Source organism: Paenibacillus sp. E222 (assembly GCF_013401555.1).
In the GTDB taxonomy this organism is placed as follows: domain Bacteria; phylum Bacillota; class Bacilli; order Paenibacillales; family Paenibacillaceae; genus Paenibacillus.
The window spans coordinates 6,115,797-6,136,917 of record NZ_CP058552.1; the positions used below are offsets into that span (position 1 = coordinate 6,115,797).

Below are 21,121 nucleotides of genomic sequence, written 5' to 3' on the forward strand. Positions count from 1 at the left end.
GACCGATACGTTTCGTTCAACTCTTACAAACTACTCTCTGAGCTGATGAATAATATCGTTTATTTGTTGGTTGTTATCAATGGAAACGCCTGCGCGCTCCAATGCATTTTGCAAATCTTCAAGATTACGGTTGCGCCGTTCGTGCTTCTCCAGCAAGCCAAGCTTGCTTTCGTAATTTTCCAGCACTTGTTCGGCACGCTTGATATGCTCGTATACCGCCTGGCGGCTGATCTCGAACTCGGCTGCAATCTCGCCCAGCGAGAAATCATCATGAAAGTAATACTTTAGAAACGTCTGCTGTTTCTCGGTAAGCAACCGTTCATAGAAAGCAAACAGCAAGTTAATCCGGTTTGTCTTCTCAAGCCGGTTTTCTTGACTCATAACGGGGCACTCCCTTCGTCAAGGAAAAACACTTTACACTCTTGCAACGTTCCTAATAATACCTAAAACAAATCAGGTTGTCAAGCAAAAATACTTGTCACAATAAAAACGTTCATTTTGCACTCATTTTTCGTGCCTACACGGTTGATCTTAGCCATTCCTATACAGTAGAATACGACCTACTGCATCCTTTATATAGAACAAAAAACGAATGGGCCTCCACAGATGGAGCCGATTCGTTTTACGCTATCTACCGTGTTCTAGCGAAGTGGTGTCAGGTACAGCAGTACCATAAAGAAATGAAGAATACTGCCTGCTAACACAAAGAGATGCCAAATCGCATGGTGATACGGAAATCCACGCCACACATAAAAAAGCGTACCCAGTGTATACATCAGGCCTCCTGCAACCAGCAGCACGATTCCGCCTGTAGGAATGGCAGCCATAAGCGGTTGCCAGGCAATAACGATGAGCCAGCCCATCGCAATATAGAAAATCGTGGACATGAATAGAAACTTTTTCGTAAAAAACGCCTTAAAGATCACGCCGAATAATGCGATTCCCCAGATTACACCGAACAGGGTCCAACCAAGTGTGCCGCGAACAGCAATAAACAAAAGCGGAGTGTACGAACCCGCAATAAACAAATAAATGGAAGAATGGTCGAAAATCTCAAATAAATCTTTCATTTTTCCATCTTTCCATGCATGCACGAGTGTAGAGCTCGTATAGAGCAGCAGCATAGTGATCCCGTAGATCGTGAAACTGACCACATGCCAAGCCGTGCCTTTCATACTCGAAAATACAATCAACAGCACCAGTGCAGCTACACTGAGCGCAGCTCCGATTCCATGAGTCACCGCATTGGCGACTTCCTCACGGCGGGAATAGGTATAGGTATTGGCCATATCAACCGTCCTTTCTAGCCCTTTAGCCTTGCCTTCTTTATTCCCATTATACACGTATTGCCAGTGACATTACACGTGACACTTATCACGTATATCACTGGCAATACGGTTAACGCTATTCATTCATCCCACTTTATTAATGGTTCTAGGAACTGGCTTCCTCATCTTCAGCACTTTCAGCTGGCTGTTCCTGGATCAGTCCGGCAAACAACGCATGCACGAATTGCTCTGAGTCGAACGGCTGCAGATCATCAATTTTTTCACCAAGTCCGACCAGCTTCACAGGCAGATCCAACTCCTGACGAATTGCAACAACAATACCACCTTTGGCGGTACCGTCCAGCTTCGTCAGTACAAGTCCGGTTACCCCACTCTTCTCTCCGAAGAGTTTGGCCTGATTCAGTGCATTCTGACCAGTAGTTGCATCCAGCACCATTAATACTTCATGTGGTGCTTCCGGAATTTCACGTTGAATGACACGGTAAATTTTGTTGAGTTCGTCCATCAGGTTCGATTTATTTTGCAGACGGCCCGCAGTATCACAGAGCAATACATCAGCACCCCGCTGTTTCGCAGCCTGCACCGCATCATACATTACAGCGGCAGGGTCAGAACCTGATTGCTGCTTGATGACTTCCACACCGGCACGTTGTCCCCATACTTCGAGTTGCTCAATCGCTCCGGCACGGAACGTATCGCCTGCTGCCATAATGACCTTTTTACCCTGCTGTTTGAAGCGATGGGCCAGCTTACCAATCGTTGTTGTTTTACCCACACCATTAACACCGACAAACAAAATGACCGTAATGCCATCCGGATTCATTTTCAATTCATTATTCTGCTCTCCACGAAGCAAATCCGTCAGTTTCTCGGACAATACAGGCTGTAGTTCAGCCGCATCCTCAATTTTGCGTTTTTTGACTTCATCACGCAGATCTTCAATCAGTTTCATAACCGTATTGACACCTACGTCGGCTCCAATCAGAATTTCTTCTAATTCTTCATAGAATTCCTCGTCGATTTTTTTACGACGGATAACGAGATCCGACACTTTCTCTACAAGACCTTTACGCGTCTTTTCCAACCCGTCCTTGAACTGCTTGGTAACCGACTCTGTTTTGCTTGCAATGCTGTCTCTCAGCTTTTTAAAGAAACTCATAAAGCCCCTCCATCGTGTACATTTCTTAGTTTAAATGATATTAGATGAGTTCATGCGTGACCACCAACTCAAAGATTAGGCAATGACAGCTTCCTCATCTTCCAGTTTAACCGAAACGAGCTTGGATACTCCGCCCTCTTCCATCGTGACACCATACAGCACATCCGCTTCTTCCATTGTGCCTTTGCGATGTGTAACAACGATGAATTGTGTTTGTTCCGAGAACTCACGTAAATACTGGGCAAAACGCACCACGTTGGCTTCATCCAGCGCCGCTTCCACTTCATCCAGTACGCAGAACGGTACAGGCTTAACATGCAGTATAGCGAATAAGAGTGCCATTGCGGTCAACGCTCGTTCCCCACCGGATAATAGCTGCAGGTTTTGCAGCTTTTTGCCTGGTGGCTGGGCGACGATATCAATACCCGTATCGAGCAAACGCTCAGGGTCCATCAATACAAGATCCGCGCGCCCTCCGCCAAACAGCTTGGTGAAGACCGTGCCGAACTCCCGGCGAATCGCATCAAATGTTGCCTTGAATCGTTTGGCCATCTCGTCTTCCATTTCTCGAATAACCTGATATAACGTTGTTTTGGCTTCGACCAGGTCATTCTTCTGCGTGCTGAGGAACTCATATCGCTCATTAACCCGCTGGAATTCCTCGATGGCTCCCAGATTGACATCGCCGAGAGCCGCAATGCTGCGCTTCAGTTTCTGCACCTCAGCCTGTGTGCTCTCCACATCTTCCGGTACTGGATAACGCTCTTTGGCAAGTTCATAGCCGAGCTCATACTCATCCATCAGTTTGCGCAAAATGTTTTCCAACTCGACATCCAGTCTGTTCACGGAAATTTCCGTTTGTCGCATCTGTTCCTCCACAGCTTTCAGCTGTGTGCGCTGTTCCTTCGTTTCACTCTCGGCAAGCTCAAGCTTCTTCGACAGTTCGCTTCGGGCAGCACGCTTGAAGTCCAGCTCCTGTGCGGATTCCGCTTTTTTCAGCTTGTATTGGTTAAGATCTTCAATCTGTTTAACACTTTCAGTCTCTGTTTTCTTCAGATCGGCTTCCATGGAGGCCAGCAACGTACGATTTTGACGAAGATCCTTCACCAGTGAATCCACTTCGCGCTCCAGACGGCGTAATTGCTCCTCGTTGGAGAATCGCTCCTGATCCAGTTTCCCCTCTCGGACTTTCAGATCAGTGAGCTGAGTCTGCAATTCCTCCTTCGCGGATTCATTCGCTTTACGCGCAAATTCTGCCGCATGAATGGCACGATGGGTCGCCTTCTCTTCTTCCTCAAGCTGCTCCAGCTTCTTCACAGCGACATCACGGGCTGTATCCATCTCTTTGATTTCTTCAGTAAACCCGCTCTTCTCCTGCCCGGCTACGGCAACCTGTTCCAGTACGTGGCGCAGTTCATGCTCAACCTGCTTCATTTCCATTGAAGCCTGCTGTTCTGCATTCCGGGTGTCGTCTCCGGACTGACGCAGCTCGTCCAGCTTATCCTGGCACTGCTCCAGTTGGGCTTTTATATCATCCACACTGCGATGCAGTTTTACGATCTGATTTTCAGTATCCAAAATATCCTGATCCAACTGATCCAGCTGCCGTTTACGGCTGAGCAGACTACCATTTTTCTTGTGCTGGCTACCACCAGTCATGGAACCACCCGCGTTAACCACATCGCCTTCCAGGGTTACGACCCGGAAACGATATTGACAGCGAGCAGCGATCTTATTGGCATCCTCCAGCTTCTCCGCAATAATGACGTTACCGAGCAAGCTTCCAATGATCGCAGCATAACGGGATTCGTATTGTACGAGATCTGCACCAATTCCCACAAAACCATCCATGCCTTCAATCATCGAACGTTCACCCGCGCCAATGGTACGTGCACGAATAACATCCAACGGGAGGAACGTAGCTCTGCCCAATTGGCGTTGTTTCAGAAAAGCGATTGCCTGTCTGGAAACCGATTCATTTTCCATGACAACATGCTGCAGGGAAGCGCCCATCGCTGTCTCTACCGCAAGCTCGATCTTCTCAGGCACTTTAACGAGCTCTGCAACGGCTCCATGAACCCCGTTCAGTGTGCCTTTGCGTGACGCCTTAAGAACTTCTTTGACACCCAGCATGAAACCGTCAAAATCATCCTGCATCTCTTTCATTGTATCGCGACGGGAGACCTGGGCCTCACGCTTCTGCTCCCATTTACGAACAGTTCCCCGGCTTTCTTCAAGCAGCTTCTGCAGCGATTGGAGACGTTCACTTTCCGTAATATATCCACCGCGCAGATCACTGATTTCCTTGCCTAAGCGAACGACTTTCTTCTCAATCTCCGTTTTGCGGGCTTCCAGCGTTTCCTTCTGGCCTTCCCACTTGCCGGATTCCTCAGTCGCGCGATTCATTCGCCGTTCCAGCGTTTCTTTCTGTTGGTCCGCGTAACGAATTTCATTTCGTGTCTGAGCCATCTGATTCATCAGTTCCAGCAAGTTTCCCTTAAGGCTCTCCTCCTGCTGTTGGCTAATGCCACCAGTGACACCGATGAGTTTGGCCTCTTCTTCGGACAGACGGTTTCTCACGTCACTCAGTTCAAGCTCAAGCTTGGAAAACTTCTCGCGTAATGCCAGTAACTCAGCTTCACGCTCCCGATGTCTCTCTTCACTCGCTGCAAGCGTCACTTTAAGCTGTTCCTGGTTCGTCTGCAGATGACGCGAACGCTCCTTGAGCAGTTCCCCGAGGCCTTCACTTTTCTCCGTTGCTTCACTGAATTGCAATAAGGCCGATTGCAGCTGTTCGGTCTCCGTTTCCAGCGTCCGCAGTGCATTCCGGTCACTTTCCAGCTTGGCATCATGAGTGGAGACGATAGCCGCCAATCCGACTTCTTCCTGTTTCAACGATTCAAGTCGTTGGTTTGCTTTGCTCCATGAAGCGTGAATTTGTTCGATCTGATACACATACATGGAGATTTCCTGTGATTTCAACTGTCCACGCAATTCTTTGTAGTGGATTGCTTTCTCCGATTGTTCCTTTAACGGACCAATCTGGTCTTCCAACTCGGTCACCAGGTCATGAATACGCAACAAATTCTGTTCCGTCTCATCCAGTTTGCGAGTAGCATCCCGTTTGCGAGATTTATATTTAACAATACCTGATGCCTCTTCAAAGATCCCCCTGCGATCCTCTGAACGGGTACTCAGAATCTCTTCAATTCGTCCCTGTCCAATAATCGAATAAGCTTCCTTGCCGATCCCGGTATCCATAAACAATTCGGTAATATCCTTCAACCGACACGACTGCTTGTTAATAAAATATTCACTGTCTCCGCTGCGATGTACACGACGCGTCACCGTTACTTCACCAAAATCCAAAGCAAGCGCATGATCTTCATTATCCAGCGTCAACGAAACTTCACCATAATTAACAGCCTTACGTGCATCACTGCCGGCAAAAATGATATCTTCCATTTTGCCACCACGCAGTGATTTGGCGCTTTGTTCTCCAAGAACCCAGCGTATGCCGTCTGAAATGTTACTTTTTCCACTTCCGTTCGGGCCCACAACAGCGGTTATGCCACGAACGAATTCCATTTCCGTTTTGTCGGCGAATGACTTGAATCCACCCAGTTCAATCCGTTTCAAAAACATAGGGTTTCCCGTCACCTCCTCTTGCAAATTTCAATTGTTGCATTCAGCGCCTAGTTATCGAACAGGAAAAGAATATCCTGATCCTCCTTACAAAAAAAAGAGCAAAAAGCAGTCCGGCCGATAAATTCCGCCAGGCGGACCCGCGGGCTGCTCTTTGCTCTTCGTTTGTCTATGCGCTTACGGTAAAGCTCAGGCTTCCGGAAGCTTCAGTCGATCCAGTGCTGCGGATGCAGCCTGTTGCTCGGCTTCCTTTTTGGAACGTCCTGTACCTCTGCCAAGCCGTTCTTGACCCATATGGACCTCGGAGACAAACTCCCGTTCATGGGCAGGGCCCCGTTCCTCAACAATACGGTATTCCAGAGCTCCCATATTGTGATGCTGAGTGAGTTCCTGCAATTCCGTTTTGTAATCGCTCATTTGCAGCTTGCTGCCCAGAACAATTAACGGAAATACATGCTGATCCAGAAATGTCCGGACAGGCGCCAATCCCTGATCCAGATATAATGCACCGATGAAAGATTCAAACACATCCGCTAGCAAAGCCGGTCTAGTTCGTCCTCCCGTCAGTTCCTCACCTTTACCAAGAAGTACATACTGCCCAAAACCCAACGCTTCAGCAAATTTGACGAGGGAAGGCTCGCAGACAATGGATGCCCGCAGCTTAGTTAATTCACCTTCCGGCCGGTTAGGAAACAAGTGATACAAGTATTCCGACACAGTCAGTTCCAGTACCGCATCGCCCAGAAACTCCAGACGCTCGTTATCCTGATGCTGACTGAACCGGTGTTCGTTTACATAAGAAGCATGGGTAAACGCTTGTTTTAAAAGCTGCCTGTTGTCAAATTTGATTTGAAGTTTGTGTTGTAACTGCTTCAGATCTTCACTCAAACGAACTAGCCCCTTATGCTTCAAATTTTTTGAGAATAATGGTGGCATTGTGACCGCCGAACCCAAATGAATTGGACATGGCAATATTGACCTTAGTTTGACGTGGAACGTTTGGAACATAATCCAGATCACATTCCGGGTCCTGATTTTCCAGGTTGATTGTTGGAGCAAGCGTCTGATGTGTCAGCGACAATCCGCAGATTACGGCTTCCACGCCACCAGCAGCACCAAGCATATGACCTGTCATCGATTTGGTTGAACTCACCGCAAGCTTGTACGCATGATCACCAAACGCTTTTTTGATCGCAAGCGTTTCGGATCTGTCACCTACAGGTGTTGATGTACCGTGTGCATTGATATAGTCCACTTCTTCTGGTTCGATTCCCGCATTACGCAGAGCCATCTTCATGCAACGAGCTGCTCCGTCCGGATCAGGCTCCGTCATGTGATGTGCATCGCCAGTGAGACCGTAACCAATCACTTCGCCATAAATACGAGCACCACGTTTTTGAGCATGCTCAAGGGATTCAAGGATCAGAACACCCGCGCCCTCGCCCATAACAAACCCGTCACGCTCTGTATCAAAAGGACGGCTCGACTTCGCCGGATCATCATTACGTGTAGACATGGCACGCATTGCACAGAACCCAGCCAGACCAGTTGGTCTAATGGTTGCTTCCGCACCGCCACAAATCATCGCATCCGCATCACCGTTGGCAATCAGCTTGAAGGAATCTCCAATGGAGTGTGTTCCTGTAGCACATGCGGTTACCACGTTGATGTTAGGACCTTTCGCCCCGAGAGAAATCGACATTTGGCCAGAAGCCATGTTGGAGATCATCATCGGAATGAAAAATGGGCTTACGCGTTTAGGACCTTTTTGCAGCAATGCATTATGCTGGTCCTCCCAAGTACCCAATCCACCGATACCCGATCCGATGGACACACCGAAACGCTCTGCATCAATGTTCTCGTCAATTTTCAGACCACTGTCTTCAACGGCTTTGAAACCAGCTGCCACAGCGAACTGAACAAAACGGTCCATTTTACGTGCATCTTTGCGATCCATGTATTCTTCAGGGTTGAAATCCTTGATCTCGGCTGCAATTTGAGTGGTGTATTCACTTACATCAAACGCCTCAATCTGAGAGATTCCGGACTTGCCTGCCATTAAACTGCCCCAGAACGTTTCCAAATCTTTTCCGAGCGATGTCATTACGCCCATTCCGGTAATTACAACTCTTTGTTTCAAACCGACTCACCTCTATATCGACTGCATTACGCAATTATTTTGTGGGAATATCCGCAAGCAGACGTCTAGCCAAGCAGGACCCGAAGATCCGTTTGACCAGCGCCGCTTGCGGAATGAGAAAAACCAATGAATGATGAGAAGTCCCGCCTGTTCGAAAACAGGTGCGGGACTGAATTGACTTTAGGTATGAGATTGTATGTAGTTTACAACTTCACCTACGGTCGTAATTTTTTCTGCATCTTCATCAGAGATTTCCAAATCGAATTCATCTTCCAATTCCATGACCAATTCCACTACATCCAAAGAATCAGCACCCAAATCTTCTTTGAAAGATGCTTCAAGTGTAACTTCAGCTTCGTCTGCGCCCAAGCGGTCGACGACGATGCGTTTTACACGCTCCAATACATCGGACATCCGGTTCACCTCCTCCTTGGTATTATACGAGAATCGCAGGCAAAATGCCATAGAAGACATATGCGGCTCCCGGCCGGGGAACCCGGCCTTTTTCCGGCATTTCGGATCGTCCAGCGCCTGTTCCCCGACTATTGTTCAAGTCCGGGAAGAATTACATGTACATGCCACCATCAACATGCAGTGTCTGCCCTGTCATATAAGATGAAGCTTCTGAAGCCAGGAACGTGACAACACCGGCAATTTCATCCGGCTGGCCCAGACGGGACAACGGAATACCGTTCAACATGTTGTCCACGATCTCCTGGGACAATTCCTTCGTCATATCGGTCTCAATAAATCCGGGTGCAACGCAGTTAACTGTGATGCCGCGGGAGGCAAGCTCACGTGCAGATGCCTTCGTCAAACCGATGACCCCTGCCTTGGCAGCAACATAGTTTGCTTGTCCAGCATTTCCGAGCACACCCACAACAGAGGAGATATTGATAATTCTACCAGACCGTTGCTTCATCATTGGACGCGTAACCGCCTTAAGACAGTTAAACACTCCTTTGAGATTGGTTTCGATTACCTGATCAAATTCCTCTTCTTTCATACGCATGATCAGATTATCACGGGTAATTCCAGCATTGTTGACAAGAATATCAACGTTGCCCCACGCCTCAATCGTAGCTTTGACCATTTGTTCGGCTTCGTCCATCTGGCCCACATTCGCTTGAATCGTAATGGCCTCGACACCTTTGGCACGAATCGCTTCCGCTACTTCCTCAGCTGCCGCTTGACTGCCCGCATAATTCACGGCCACGTTGGCGCCAGCCTCAGCCAAAGCGAGTGCAATACTACGCCCGATACCACGGGATGCACCGGTAACGAGCGCATGTTTACCTTGTAATGGTTTAGACATAATCATTCCTCCTTTCCCCAAATCTAATCATGGTTAATCAAATTAGTGCAGCTGCTGTTGCTTCGAGCGTCTCAAGACTGTTTACATTATACAGTTTAACGGTTTTATCTGTTTTTTTAATCAAACCTGTTAGCACACTGCCAGAGCCAATCTCGATAAAGGTATCCACACCTTGCTCAATAAGCCATGTCACACTGTCTTCCCATAAAACCGGAGAATAGACCTGAGCTGTCAATAAATCCTGAACCTTACCGTCCTCCACAGGTCTTGCAGTCACATTCGCGACTACAGGGACCGACCCAGGTGAGAACGAAACAGTTTTCAATTTCTCAGCCAGCTTCTCTGCTGCATCCTTCATTAAGGAAGAATGGAACGGACCGCTTACTTCAAGTGTGATGGCGCGTTTGCCGCCTGCTTCCTTAACCCGTTCAGCGACAGCAGCTACCCCTTCCTTCACACCGGAAATCACGATTTGTCCCGGGCAGTTGATGTTGGCAAGTTCAACGGCATGACCACTTTCGGATACGTCCCGGCAAAGCACCCCCAGCGCTTCCCGATCCGCACCCAATACCGCCGCCATCGCACCCTGTCCACCAGGAACAGCCTGTTCCATGTATTGACCGCGTGCTCGCACAATGCTTACCGCGTCCGCGAACGAAAGAACGCCCGCCGCGACCAGTGCACTGTATTCACCCAGACTGTGTCCGGCCGTATAATCAGGCTGAATTCCTTTTTCTTTAAATGCCTCAAGCAATGCAATACTTGCTGTCAACAGAGCCGGTTGCGTATTTGATGTCTGTTTCAACTCGGTCTCGGGTCCCTCAAAAACAAGATTGCTCAGCGAGAAACCTAGCGTTTCATCGGCTGTGCGAAAAATCTCTGTTGCCGCAGGCACAGACTCATACGCGTCCTTGGCCATGCCTACAGTCTGCGATCCCTGTCCGGGAAATACAAATGCTATTTTACCCATCCAATTCATCTCTCCCAGCTGTCTAGTTTACCAAATGAGCACCGATGCGCCCCACGTCAATCCGCCGCCGAAACCAACCATAAGCACGGTATCTCCGGCTTTCATGCGGCCTTCTTCAGCAGCTTCTACCAGAGCAAGCGGAATGGAGGCTGCAGATGTATTGGCATATTTATCCACGTTGACTACAACTTTCTCTTCAGGAAGCTCAAGTCGCTGCATTGCAGATTGGATAATCCGGATATTGGCTTGGTGAGGAACAAACAAATCCACGTCCGTACGTTCCAGACCAGCCTTGCGCAGCACTTCGACTGTCGCTGTACCCATCACCCGTACTGCAAATTTAAACACTTCACGGCCATTCATGTAAATGTAATGTTTTTTGTTCTCAACCGTTTCTACGGATGCAGGCAGACGTGAACCCCCGCCTTCCATTTGAAGCAGGCTTCCGCCTGCACCTTCAGCTCCGAGATCAAATGATTTAAATCCACGGCCTTCCGGCACTTCACCAACGATAACCGCACCCGCGCCATCGCCAAACAGCACACAGGTATTACGGTCGGTATAGTCCGTAATGCGAGACAAGCAATCTGCACCAATAACAAGTGCATTATTGTACATGCCGCTTTGGATAAAGCTCGTTGCTGTTGCCAGACCGTATACAAAGCCGGAGCAGGCAGCAGACAAGTCAAATGCCGCAGCACCCTTGGCACCAAGCTTATCTTGCAAAATACAAGCAGTAGAAGGGAAGGAAGAATCCGGTGTAATGGTTGCCACAATAATCAGATCCAGATCACTGCCAGTCATGCCAGCCGATTCAAGTGCTTTAATAGCTGCCTCGTATGCCAGATCCGAAGTCGCCTGATCCGGTGCAGCGATATGACGCTCCTTGATCCCTGTACGACTGACAATCCACTCATCATTCGTATCAACCATTTTCTCCAAATCGCTGTTTGTCAAAATTTTCTCTGGTACATATTTACCTGTACCGATGACCCCTACCGGGCGCAAATTATTCATGTCGTCACTCACTTCCCACTAATTTCCTTAGATATGCTCTCCACCAGTTGGTTCTGTACTGCAATCCGTGCTTGGCGCACAGCATTTTTGATGGCATTGCCATCAGCCGATCCATGACTTTTCACCACAAGTCTGCTCAAACCGAGGAGCGGCGCACCGCCATGCTCGGTATAATCCAGCTTTCGTTTCAAACCGCGCAGTTCAGGCATAAGCACAGCAGCAGCCAGTTTGCTTTTGAGCGACGATGAGAATTGTTCCTTAAGCAGAGCAAAAATGGCACCTGCTGTGCCTTCGAGCGATTTGAGCAATATATTTCCGGCAAACCCATCACATACAAGTACATCACACGCACCTGTAAGCACGTCACGGGCTTCCACGTTACCAACAAAACGAATTGGAAGTTGCTCCAGCAACGGATAGGCATGTTTGGTCAACTCATTCCCCTTACCCGGCTCCGTTCCCACATTGAGCAGACCCACTCTTGGTGACGCGATCCCCTGCACTTTTTGCCGATACAAGCTTCCCATCAGACCATACTGTGCGAGGTGTTCCGGTTTGGCATCCATATTCGCGCCGAGATCAAGTGCAAGTACACCCACATCATCGATCGTGGGAATCATGGGTGCAAGCGCCGGGCGCTCAATGCCTTCCATACGGCCTACTACAAGCAAGCCGGCAGTCATCAATGCTCCGGTATTGCCCGCTGAGATCATGGCGTCTGCTTCACCTTCCTTAAGCATACGCCCCGCAACCACCATGGAGGCATCCTTCTTGCGACGGACTGCCTTCACCGGTTCATCATCCGAACCGATGACTTCGGAAGCATGCCGAATAGTCAGATTAGCAGGTTTGGCTCCTGACTGACTCAGAAGAGGTTCCAGCTTGGCTTCATCGCCGACCAGGACGATCTGTGTATCCGCCCATTCCGTAGCCGCGGCGATCGCACCTTCTACTGTTGCCGCAGGGGCATTATCGCCTCCCATGGCATCAATGACGATTTTCATCCCAAATGACCTCCTTCTACGCTGTCTTCTCCACCTGAACGGTAGATTACAAAGTTGCCTTGAAACACCATTTCTTCACCCACATAAGTGAACACTTCCACTTTGGCTTTGCCCTTTTGACCCGAGATCGATCGCACATAAGCCTTCGCAATACATTTCTCAGACAAATGGACCGAACGGACAAAACGAATGTCTGCGGAAGCCGTCAAAGCTATCTCGTCGTTAATAACGGCTACAGCCAACGAGTTGGCCTGTGCAAAAACATAGTGTCCCCTTGCAATGCCCGTTCTCGAGAATACGTGCTCTTCCTTAATCTCAAACAAGGATATCCCGCTCTTGTCCAGTTGCAGGTCCACAATATCACCGATAATCTCATGCAGGGGCAAGGAGCGCACCTGATCATAGGAACGCTCCGCCATCAGTTTCATCCGTTCCCGAAGCTCGGGAATCCCAAGCTCCAGTCTGTCGAGACGAATCGTCTGAATACTTACCTTCAATTGGCGTGTAAGTTCCTGATCCGTCACAAACGGGTTGTCTTCGATCATTTTGGTTAACTGCTGCTGCCTCTGTCTCTTCGGTACACGTTCGATGCCTGACACCCCCCGCTGTATCGTTTAAGGAACCACCTAATCCGGTCAGTTCAATATATTCTTTCACATTGCTTCTATAGTTGCATCCCTGTTCAGCAGGGGCGTTCTCACACGAATCATGGTTCATGTTTATGTAACGTCAAATCTTAGAACCTGGTACTAAACTATAGTATATCTCATCCCGTGTCAAAAAGAAAGGCTGGCAGAGCAAAAACAATCCTGCCTTGCAAAGCCCGGCTTCACAGCCCCAAACACAACCTGTAACGAGCCTTACTAAAATAGTAAAAACGTATATTGAACTTTATTCAAGAAGATAGAATACAGGTAGAAGTAGTCGTTCTTGTGATGTTATAGTTTAAAAAAAGTAGCACCTCATCGAAATGAAGTGCTACTTAATGTCTAGCTATTATTGAGAGATGATCTCTCTTGCTTTGTACGTTCCGCACACTTTGCACACGTGGTGACTAAGTTTAAGTTCGCCACATTGTTCACATTTCACCATGCCCGGTACAGCCAATTTAAAGTGAGTGCGACGTTTGTCGCGACGCGTCTTGGACGTTCTCCGTTGAGGTACTGCCATTATTCCCACCTCCTTATCAAAATCAACCTTTGCAGGTAGTTGTTACGTTCGATTTTCACTCATGCTCATTTAAAAAAATCCTTGAGCCCTGCAAGCCGCGGATCGATAACTTGGTTATCACAACCGCAGTCACCTTCGTTCAGCTCATGGCCACACTTGGGGCATAACCCTTTGCATGTATCGCTGCATAGCGGTATAAACGGAAGATCCAGCAGAAAAGCTTCCTCGGCATAACCTTTCAGATCAACGCTCTCTCCATCCACGTAGAAAGTATCATCGTCTTCGGGCAATTCCTCTGGCTGTTTCCCCTGCTTGAATTGCTCATGAAAATCAATATGAAAATGTTCATTAATCGGCTTAAGACATCGGGAGCATAACATGTCCACTCCTACTGTCAGTTTGCCATGAACATCCACAACGTCGCCCTCTCTGTGTTCTGCAGATAAATCCGCAGTCAGCGGGGTAACGGCTGTGATATCCTGTCGGTTAGAAACCAGTTCCTTGATATCCCACTGTTCATTGAACTGCAGGGGTCGGTCACTGGTAGCCACTTTGCGAAATGGCATTAACATTTCCCATCACTCCAAACGAAACCAATCTCATAATGTAAGTTAAACGCCTTACGACAGTTATACAGGTCAAGCCTGACTCTTGCAACACATCATATTCCTGACTGTATGTATTCTGACGATTCCTCGTTAAAAGTATTATGAAATTGACTTAACAAACAAAAATCATTATACCGATTTTTCAAGACGTTTGTCAACACTTTTAACTTTACACCCTTTTTGAAAATGACGAGCTAATCCGCATTCGATCTCTGAACCATTATAGGCTTACTGTAAGTTAAACTACAAGTCATGCATTTTGAGGGCGTGTTCGGGCTATATCGACCAGCAGGATTCTTTTCTTTTCCGGTGTATACACTGCGATATGATTTGAACAAAAGCATACCCATGTCCTATTATGGAACAAGATGAGCTCGTATATAATCGGGCTAGGAGTGAATGATTAAACCGCCATTGAATATTTACCGAAAGGAGCGCGTTCTCATATGAAAGCCGTTGGCGTCATTGTTGAATATAACCCTTTACATAACGGACATGTCTATCATCTAAGTGAAGCCAGACGGCTCAGTGGAGCAGACGTAGTTGTGGCTGTGATGAGCGGCCCTTTCCTCCAGCGCGGCGAACCCGCCATCGTGGGTAAAAGGGCCCGCACGGAGATGGCGCTCCATGCTGGCGCCGATCTGGTGATTGAACTGCCGGTTGCCTATGCTGTACAACCGGCCGAGTGGTTCGCCTTTGGTGCGGTGTCACTGCTGCACCGCACAGGCGTGGTGGACTCGCTCTGCTTTGGCAGCGAGTCCGGCGACCTGGACAGCCTGCAGCGCATTGCGCGCGTGCTGGCTGTGGAGCCCGCAGGGCTGCGCGAGGATATCGCGCGCCGCCTGCGGGAAGGCGCCAGCTACCCCGCCGCATACGCAGGTGCGGCGGCAGCGCTGGCGCCTGGCGGCGTCGATGCGAACGACGCCGCTGCACTGCTGGGGCAGCCCAACAATTCGCTTGGGCTGCATTACCTGATCGCGCTGCAACGGCTGGGCAGCGCGATCAAGCCCTTTACGGCGGCGCGTACCGGTGCCGCGTATCATCAGGCGACGCCCGGACCAGGGGCGATCGCCAGTGCAACCGCCGTCCGCCGCCTGCTGATGGCGGACGGGCCCGAAGCCGCCGCGCCATACGTGCCGGCGGCAACTCTTGCCATTCTGCGACGCGAATGGCAGGAAGGGCGCGCTCCCGTGCACTGGGAGCGCTTTGCACAGCCGCTGCTGCACATCGCGGCCACACGCCGTGCCTCCGAGCTGGAGCAGATCGCCGAGGTCACGGAAGGACTCGAACACAGGCTGAGCCGCACGCTCGCTCAGCTCCCGGAGCCTTCAGTCGAGGCGTTGCTGAATACACTCAAGACGAAACGCTACACCCGCACAAAGCTACAGCGCATGCTGACCCATATCCTGCTGAATCATACCAAGGCCGAATGTTCGCCCGAGAAGCTTGCTGAAGGGCCAGCATATCTTCGAGTGCTTGGGTTCAATGCACAAGGACAGGGCCTTTTGAAACAAATGAAAAAGACGGCTTCTCTGCCCGTTCTTCTGAAACCATCAACCTTTGTCCATAACCAGTTGGAGCTGGATGTACAAGCACAGGCAGCATATGCACTCGCCTGCAAACACACCAATACACGCATGATGTACAGCGACTACTATGACCCTCCTGTGAGGCTCTAACCCTACGTTCAGTCCTATCCTTAGCAGGCTCAACATAAACGATTTTTGAATTCCTCACACTATTTTATTTGGATCAACTTGTACGTTTTTTGCCTGGTGCGTGCCCAAGCTTGTATCTGGATTGATCCAATCCTGATCTGCGGGTATAAGCTTGTTCAAACTCTGTTGATCATGCGTTGTTTAATATCAATTACCCAAAACAAAATCCCCCTACTGCATACCGATTCGGCATCGTTGCAATAGGGGGATTTGACATTATTCTACTATTCTTTATTCAAGGCATACTGCTCACTAATGATAATTGTTTTAGGATTTAACAGACAAGGTTTTCAGATAAGCCAGCGCATCATCCACTGTGCTGACAGGAATGAGTTTCATTTTGGTACCAATCTGTTCAGCCTTGGCTTCGGCTTCTTTATAATTGTCCTTCGGCACAAAGAAAAACTCCGCTTCTTTCCGGTCCGCCGCAACAATTTTGTGCACAACGCCACCGATTGCACCAACCACACCTTCTTTGTTAATGGTGCCTGTGCCAGCAATCCGGTGACCTTTCGTCAAATCTCCAGGAGTCAACTGATTATAAATCTCCAGGGTGAACATCAGTCCGGCAGAGGGGCCACCAACCTGAGTATCCGTGAAGGATATCTGTTTATCCGGATCTTCTGCTTTCACCTTCTGAACCGCTCCGATCATGACACCCAGTGCCGGGCGAACTTCACCGGTTTTGCTATCTTTCACTTCAATCAATTGAACGTCGCGGCTGATGGTCTCTCCGCCTCGCTCCAATTGCATCTCAACCGTATCCCCGACCTTTTTGTTCTTTAACTGCTCAGACAACACCGTATTGTCTGGAGTTGCCGTTCCGTCCACACCCAAAATAATATCTCCGGGCTCAATATCTCCCTTAGGCTTTGGATCTTCGGACAGCCCGAATACAAAAATATGCTCAGGAACAATGGAGTATTTCACTCCCGCCTGCTCATAAGCCGCCTCCATGGCCGAGGATTGTGAATCACTCATGAACCAGACCTGTTCGGCAGAATATTCCGCTTCGCTTTTGCCGCGCAGCCGATCTTCTTTTTTATCCACTTGGGCATTTCGATTAAACAAGGAGGTTCCTAGCAAAAACACATTGGCGTATGTTGCCGACACTGTCGTCATCATAAACACACCGCGTTCTTCCTTATCCCCCTCTTTCACGGTAACCATGGGTTTTACCTCATCGGCACTGCCAGGCATATAAATGATATATGGCGTTGGCATATATACCGCAACATAGACGACTAGAGCCACCACGATCACAAAGATCGAAGCTCTGAATCCGCCAGATTTCCGAATCCGATTCATTGCTTGAGCCCCCGTTCTTTGCGTATCTTTCAATAATTATAAGTCTAACACTCTCATGCTTTTGCATACAATGGTACAGGCCGGATAGGCCGCTGTTTACAGTAGCTTATCCGGTCAAGGCCGAAGCGTCTACGGACGTCTTTCGGCCGTCCACAACTAATCCTGGCCGAGTGTATGCGGCACGATCCATATGAGGTGAAACAATGACAATGCAGAGCGAAGTTACGGGCTCAGGGCCGTTACAAACGGTACTTATGAGTACCGGCGCTTTAATGCTGGTAATTGCAGTAGTTGTATCTCCAAAAGATGCATTTGATGCCTCTATTCAAGGTTTGGACATTTGGTGGAAAATCATCTTTCCGGCCATGCTTCCATTCCTGATGTTATCCCAAATGCTGACTGCGTTCGGCTTTACTCACGCGCTCGGTGTCTTGCTTGGGCCATTGATGCAGCGCTGGTTCCGTCTGCCGGGCAAAGCCGGACTGGCTATTGCTGTCGGCATGTGCGGCGGCTTTCCGGCTGGAGCAGATACCGCCTCCCGCCTAGTGCAGGATCAACAAATTACCGCCAAACAGGCGGGCATTGTCGCTGCAGCATCTCATTTCGCCAATCCATTGATGATTATACTTGTCATTGGTGCAGCTTTTCTACACCAGCCTGTGGCCGGATATTTCCTTTTGATCGTTCACTGGGTTAGTGGCTGGATGGCCACCATGATCGGAGTACGACTCCTGCCCAAAGAATCAAAAGGGGAAAAACAATCAACTGCAAACCCTTCTTCGTCCAAACGACAGAGCCTATGGTCCCAGATGATGCTTGCAGCCCGTGCAGCCCAGGAACGTGACGGACGCGGGTTCGGCAAATTGCTTGGTGACACCGTCTCCCAAGCTGTACAAACCTTAATGATGACGGGAGGATATATGATTGTGTTTGCCGTGTTTGTTCGGCTGCTCACCCTCTATATCACCCCCGGTGCTTCAGTTGCTTTTTGGCCCTCCCTGCTGGAGCACCATCTGGGAACGTATCACCTGAGTCAGAGCCCATTAACGCCTGTTCTGCTCATGTCTTTGCTTGCAGCCGTCCTCGGCTGGGGAGGTCTATGCTCTCATCTGCAAGTTTCCGCCGTGCTGAAAGCTGCGGGACTTGCCGCAACGTCCATGATGTATTTTGCCGGAATCCGTCTGCTTCATGCATTGGTTGCAGTTTTCCTCAGTTTGCTGCTATGGCTGCCATTCAGCCGTTACAGCTCAGAAGTCTTGCCCACGTTTCAGACCAATCCAGGCAATGGTTGGGCACCATTCTTAACCAATCAATCTCTGGTAGGCATGAACACCTCCGACATTATCGAAGTCTTTTGGATTGGTTTCCCTGCTGCCTGTATCGGTCTGGCATTGCTGCTCACCGTCATGATCAGCCTGTCCGGGCTGACTTTCTGGTTTAACCGCCGGTTTTCTCGCTAATTTTCTGACGCAGCGCAGCTTCCACTTCAGGTGAGACCAGATCGGTGACATCTCCGTGGTAGTGGGCAATTTCCTTGACGATGCTGGAGCTCAGGTACGAATATTTCGGATTGGTCATCATAAAAATGGTTTCCGCATCCGGATTTAACTTGCTGTTCGTCGAAGCCAGCTGAAGCTCATACTCAAAATCCGTCACCGAGCGGATACCGCGGACGATGACCTGAGCATCTTTTTGCCTTACATAATTTGCTGTCAGATCACGGAAGCTATCCACTTCCACATTAGGCAGGTAACTCGTGACTTCTGAAATAAGACTTTTCCGTTCTTCCACCGTAAACAGTGGGTTTTTACTCATATTATTCAATACAGCCACGATGACGCGATCAAACTGCTTCGACGCGCGGGCAATAATGTCCAGATGGCCCATCGTTACGGGATCAAAACTCCCTGGATATACGGCAATTCGTTCCTGACGATGTATCATTTCACTCATGAGGAGCCTCCTCTTCCGCTGTGCTAGGTTGTCCATCTTCTGTTGCTGCAGCAGGTGCATAATGATAGATGGATACAGCTGTCTCCCCATACAATGCCTTGCGCGTTTGTTCAAACGGGCCGAATTGCTCAGGGTAATTATATTTGGATTCATATTCAAGCACGATGGTCGCTTCCGGTTCAAGCAAGCCCAGCTCGTGCATCGTAAGCATTAACTCGTCCCCATTTTTCATACGGTAGGGCGGGTCCAGAAATACGAGATCAAATTGTGTGCTTCGCTTGGCGAGCGCCTTCAATGCACGACTGGCATCATTCCGGTATATGGCCGCCTGATCTTCCAGCTTGGTTGCCTTCAGATTTGCACGAATCACTTCAATACTTTTCGATTCCAAGTCAACAAAAACAGCCTTGTCCATGCCGCGGCTCAGCGCCTCAATCCCGAGACCTCCACTGCCTGCAAACAGATCCAATGCTGTACCGCCCTCAAAATAAGGGCCAATCATACTAAACAACGCTTCCTTCACCTTGTCGGTGGTCGGCCGCGTTCCTGTGCCAGGAACAGCCTTCAGCGGTCTGCCTTTCGCACTCCCAGATACCACTCTCACTGATGAGTCACCTTTTCTCTCTATGTAAGTTTATTGATAAAGCTATCGTACCACAATCGGGTTCAGTTTGAAAAATAGTCCGTCTGCTTTCTCGCCGAAATATTGTTGACGAATTGTTGACGCATATGTATAAAAAGGAAACTTTCCGGCCATCCTGTAATTATCGACATCACAAGTGTCGTAGACAACCGCGGAGAAGACTTACGTTTCCCCATAAGCTCTTCGTCCGGTTTCTCCTCTCCCATGAAAGATAGGCCCTCGAAAGAGGGCCTATTTTTGTTGTTGGAACGTTGGTTGCTGATCATTTCCTGAATCATTTAATATGATCTACTTTTTTACGAACTGGAATCCACACTTCAGTGATGAAATCTTGCTGCTGATCATCAACCCATTCATATTTCTCGATACATGGTCCTTCCGCTTGTTCAAAACTCGTTGACGGAAACCACTCCGTGTAGATACGTTTCCAGATATTCATTATACTTAAATCAATTTCGACATCTTCAGTCATCGTCCCGCGACTGTCAAAGACCGCATAGATTTGACCAGGTACATGAAGAACGGTAAATCCATCAGGGACCTGAATACCATCTGGCACTTCTGCTCCCATTAAATAACGTTTTGAACCATCCTCATCAAAGTCAAAATGATAACCATACAGCAATGCGCCAGCATGTCTCCCTAAAAGCTTGTTAATCTGATCATGAGTACCATCTTTCCAAATTTCCTCCACAAATACAGGTATCTCTTTGTACGCATCCTTATGGACGATAACACTTTTTCCACATACAGTAGAGCCTTTTTCCTCAACCATTCGATAATTCATCTCTGTTTCCCCTCTAACCTGAATTTGAAAGGAGATTCGAGGGAAAGCTTTAAGTTTCACATTCATTTTCTTGGCTTCAAGCGGTGTTACCCCGTGCATTCTTTGAAATGCTTTCGTAAAAGCCGCCGGGCTGTCATAACCGTACTTCAGCGCAGCATCAATGACTTTACAATTCGTTCCCACTAAATCCTGTGCCGCAAGCGTAAGCCTCCTATTTCTCACGTATTGGGTCACGGTAACACCAGTTACTGCATGAAACATTCGCTGAAAATGGTATTTCGAACTCATAGCTGCCTTAGCAATGTCCTCAATCTCAATCGGCAAGTGCAGATGTTGTTCCACGTAATCAATGGACTGGCCAAGCAGTTTAAACATCTCCAGAAACTCTCATCTCC

At 48.7% G+C, this 21,121-nt stretch carries 20 protein-coding genes; 2 read left to right on the top strand and 18 right to left on the bottom strand.

What is annotated here, in order from left to right; genetic code table 11:
• Positions 1–30 precede the first annotated feature (30 nt).
• The 14 genes from HW560_RS27135 to HW560_RS27200 all read right to left on the bottom strand — a co-directional run bounded on the left by HW560_RS27135 (position 31) and on the right by HW560_RS27200 (position 14,281).
• A complete protein-coding gene (locus HW560_RS27135) occupies positions 31–381 on the bottom strand; it encodes a putative DNA-binding protein (protein WP_063564663.1) in 351 nt (116 codons plus the stop codon).
• A gap of 260 nt (positions 382–641) precedes the next feature.
• Entirely contained in the window at positions 642–1,289 is a 648-nt protein-coding gene (locus HW560_RS27140; RefSeq protein ID WP_090895901.1) for a PAQR family membrane homeostasis protein TrhA, read from the bottom strand.
• 145 nt (positions 1,290–1,434) lie between these two features.
• Entirely contained in the window at positions 1,435–2,448 is a 1,014-nt protein-coding gene (ftsY, locus tag HW560_RS27145) for a signal recognition particle-docking protein FtsY (RefSeq protein WP_090895899.1), read from the bottom strand.
• 75 nt (positions 2,449–2,523) lie between these two features.
• On the bottom strand, positions 2,524–6,093 hold the full coding sequence (smc, locus tag HW560_RS27150) for a chromosome segregation protein SMC (protein WP_179265171.1): 3,570 nt from the start codon (positions 6,091–6,093) through the stop codon (positions 2,524–2,526).
• Positions 6,094–6,282: 189 nt separating this feature from the next.
• A complete protein-coding gene (gene rnc / locus HW560_RS27155) occupies positions 6,283–6,981 on the bottom strand; it encodes a ribonuclease III (protein ID WP_024630178.1) in 699 nt (232 codons plus the stop codon).
• A 13-nt stretch (positions 6,982–6,994) separates the two neighbouring features.
• A complete protein-coding gene (fabF, locus tag HW560_RS27160; protein WP_024630177.1) occupies positions 6,995–8,233 on the bottom strand; it encodes a beta-ketoacyl-ACP synthase II in 1,239 nt (412 codons plus the stop codon).
• A gap of 180 nt (positions 8,234–8,413) precedes the next feature.
• Positions 8,414–8,647 carry an acyl carrier protein gene (gene acpP, locus HW560_RS27165; protein ID WP_024630176.1) on the bottom strand — a complete coding sequence of 78 codons (234 nt, stop codon included), beginning with the start codon at positions 8,645–8,647 and terminating at the stop codon, positions 8,414–8,416.
• A gap of 151 nt (positions 8,648–8,798) precedes the next feature.
• Positions 8,799–9,548, bottom strand: coding sequence for a 3-oxoacyl-[acyl-carrier-protein] reductase (fabG, locus tag HW560_RS27170; RefSeq protein ID WP_179265172.1), 750 nt, complete (start codon positions 9,546–9,548; stop codon positions 8,799–8,801).
• Positions 9,549–9,585: 37 nt separating this feature from the next.
• Entirely contained in the window at positions 9,586–10,518 is a 933-nt protein-coding gene (fabD, locus tag HW560_RS27175; RefSeq protein ID WP_090895892.1) for an ACP S-malonyltransferase, read from the bottom strand.
• Positions 10,519–10,545: 27 nt separating this feature from the next.
• Positions 10,546–11,535 carry a beta-ketoacyl-ACP synthase III gene (locus tag HW560_RS27180; RefSeq protein ID WP_179265173.1) on the bottom strand — a complete coding sequence of 330 codons (990 nt, stop codon included), beginning with the start codon at positions 11,533–11,535 and terminating at the stop codon, positions 10,546–10,548.
• Positions 11,536–11,543: 8 nt separating this feature from the next.
• Positions 11,544–12,539, bottom strand: coding sequence for a phosphate acyltransferase PlsX (gene plsX / locus HW560_RS27185; RefSeq protein WP_064639094.1), 996 nt, complete (start codon positions 12,537–12,539; stop codon positions 11,544–11,546).
• Positions 12,536–13,084: a transcription factor FapR gene (gene fapR, locus HW560_RS27190; protein WP_205525006.1), complete on the bottom strand. Its 549-nt coding sequence runs from the start codon at positions 13,082–13,084 to the stop codon at positions 12,536–12,538. Before fapR ends, plsX begins: the two co-directional genes overlap by 4 nt.
• A gap of 451 nt (positions 13,085–13,535) precedes the next feature.
• Positions 13,536–13,709: a 50S ribosomal protein L32 gene (rpmF, locus tag HW560_RS27195; RefSeq protein WP_017689233.1), complete on the bottom strand. Its 174-nt coding sequence runs from the start codon at positions 13,707–13,709 to the stop codon at positions 13,536–13,538.
• A gap of 65 nt (positions 13,710–13,774) precedes the next feature.
• Positions 13,775–14,281 (bottom strand): YceD family protein, encoded by a 507-nt coding sequence (locus HW560_RS27200; RefSeq protein WP_090895887.1) that lies wholly within the window; start codon positions 14,279–14,281, stop codon positions 13,775–13,777.
• Positions 14,282–14,763: 482 nt separating this feature from the next.
• On the opposite strand from HW560_RS27200, the gene HW560_RS27205 reads away from it, so the two are divergent.
• A complete protein-coding gene (locus HW560_RS27205) occupies positions 14,764–15,996 on the top strand; it encodes a nucleotidyltransferase (protein ID WP_179265174.1) in 1,233 nt (410 codons plus the stop codon).
• 306 nt (positions 15,997–16,302) lie between these two features.
• On the opposite strand, the gene HW560_RS27210 is transcribed toward HW560_RS27205, so the two are convergent.
• Entirely contained in the window at positions 16,303–17,343 is a 1,041-nt protein-coding gene (locus HW560_RS27210; RefSeq protein WP_090895881.1) for a SepM family pheromone-processing serine protease, read from the bottom strand.
• Between the two features lie 203 nt (positions 17,344–17,546).
• Here HW560_RS27210 and HW560_RS27215 point away from each other — a divergent pair, with 203 nt between their 5' ends.
• Positions 17,547–18,803 carry a nucleoside recognition domain-containing protein gene (locus HW560_RS27215; RefSeq protein ID WP_179265175.1) on the top strand — a complete coding sequence of 419 codons (1,257 nt, stop codon included), beginning with the start codon at positions 17,547–17,549 and terminating at the stop codon, positions 18,801–18,803.
• Here the strand turns inward: HW560_RS27215 and coaD are convergent.
• From coaD to HW560_RS27230, 3 genes are all read right to left on the bottom strand, one after another.
• On the bottom strand, positions 18,781–19,287 hold the full coding sequence (gene coaD / locus HW560_RS27220; RefSeq protein WP_090902131.1) for a pantetheine-phosphate adenylyltransferase: 507 nt from the start codon (positions 19,285–19,287) through the stop codon (positions 18,781–18,783). The two genes, HW560_RS27215 and coaD, sit on opposite strands and share 23 nt — an antisense overlap.
• 1 nt (position 19,288) lies before the next feature.
• Positions 19,289–19,900 carry a 16S rRNA (guanine(966)-N(2))-methyltransferase RsmD gene (rsmD, locus tag HW560_RS27225; RefSeq protein WP_090895876.1) on the bottom strand — a complete coding sequence of 204 codons (612 nt, stop codon included), beginning with the start codon at positions 19,898–19,900 and terminating at the stop codon, positions 19,289–19,291.
• A gap of 313 nt (positions 19,901–20,213) precedes the next feature.
• A complete protein-coding gene (locus tag HW560_RS27230; RefSeq protein WP_257031452.1) occupies positions 20,214–21,101 on the bottom strand; it encodes an AraC family transcriptional regulator in 888 nt (295 codons plus the stop codon).
• Positions 21,102–21,121 lie beyond the last annotated feature (20 nt).

Excerpts from the sequence above, each read along its gene's own strand:
- HW560_RS27135 (WP_063564663.1), bottom strand. The coding sequence starts at position 381 with ATGAGTCAAGAAAACCGGCTTGAGAAGACAAACCGGATTAACTTGCTG.
- HW560_RS27140 (WP_090895901.1), bottom strand. The coding sequence starts at position 1,289 with ATGGCCAATACCTATACCTATTCCCGCCGTGAGGAAGTCGCCAATGCG.
- ftsY (WP_090895899.1), bottom strand. The coding sequence starts at position 2,448 with ATGAGTTTCTTTAAAAAGCTGAGAGACAGCATTGCAAGCAAAACAGAG.
- smc (WP_179265171.1), bottom strand. The coding sequence starts at position 6,093 with ATGTTTTTGAAACGGATTGAACTGGGTGGATTCAAGTCATTCGCCGAC.
- acpP (WP_024630176.1), bottom strand. The coding sequence starts at position 8,647 with ATGTCCGATGTATTGGAGCGTGTAAAACGCATCGTCGTCGACCGCTTG.
- fabG (WP_179265172.1), bottom strand. The coding sequence starts at position 9,548 with ATGTCTAAACCATTACAAGGTAAACATGCGCTCGTTACCGGTGCATCC.
- fabD (WP_090895892.1), bottom strand. The coding sequence starts at position 10,518 with ATGGGTAAAATAGCATTTGTATTTCCCGGACAGGGATCGCAGACTGTA.
- HW560_RS27180 (WP_179265173.1), bottom strand. The coding sequence starts at position 11,535 with ATGAATAATTTGCGCCCGGTAGGGGTCATCGGTACAGGTAAATATGTA.
- plsX (WP_064639094.1), bottom strand. The coding sequence starts at position 12,539 with ATGAAAATCGTCATTGATGCCATGGGAGGCGATAATGCCCCTGCGGCA.
- fapR (WP_205525006.1), bottom strand. The coding sequence starts at position 13,084 with ATGATCGAAGACAACCCGTTTGTGACGGATCAGGAACTTACACGCCAA.
- rpmF (WP_017689233.1), bottom strand. The coding sequence starts at position 13,709 with ATGGCAGTACCTCAACGGAGAACGTCCAAGACGCGTCGCGACAAACGT.
- HW560_RS27200 (WP_090895887.1), bottom strand. The coding sequence starts at position 14,281 with ATGTTAATGCCATTTCGCAAAGTGGCTACCAGTGACCGACCCCTGCAG.
- HW560_RS27205 (WP_179265174.1), top strand. The coding sequence starts at position 14,764 with ATGAAAGCCGTTGGCGTCATTGTTGAATATAACCCTTTACATAACGGA.
- HW560_RS27210 (WP_090895881.1), bottom strand. The coding sequence starts at position 17,343 with ATGAATCGGATTCGGAAATCTGGCGGATTCAGAGCTTCGATCTTTGTG.
- HW560_RS27215 (WP_179265175.1), top strand. The coding sequence starts at position 17,547 with ATGACAATGCAGAGCGAAGTTACGGGCTCAGGGCCGTTACAAACGGTA.
- coaD (WP_090902131.1), bottom strand. The coding sequence starts at position 19,287 with ATGATACATCGTCAGGAACGAATTGCCGTATATCCAGGGAGTTTTGAT.
- HW560_RS27230 (WP_257031452.1), bottom strand. The coding sequence starts at position 21,101 with ATGTTTAAACTGCTTGGCCAGTCCATTGATTACGTGGAACAACATCTG.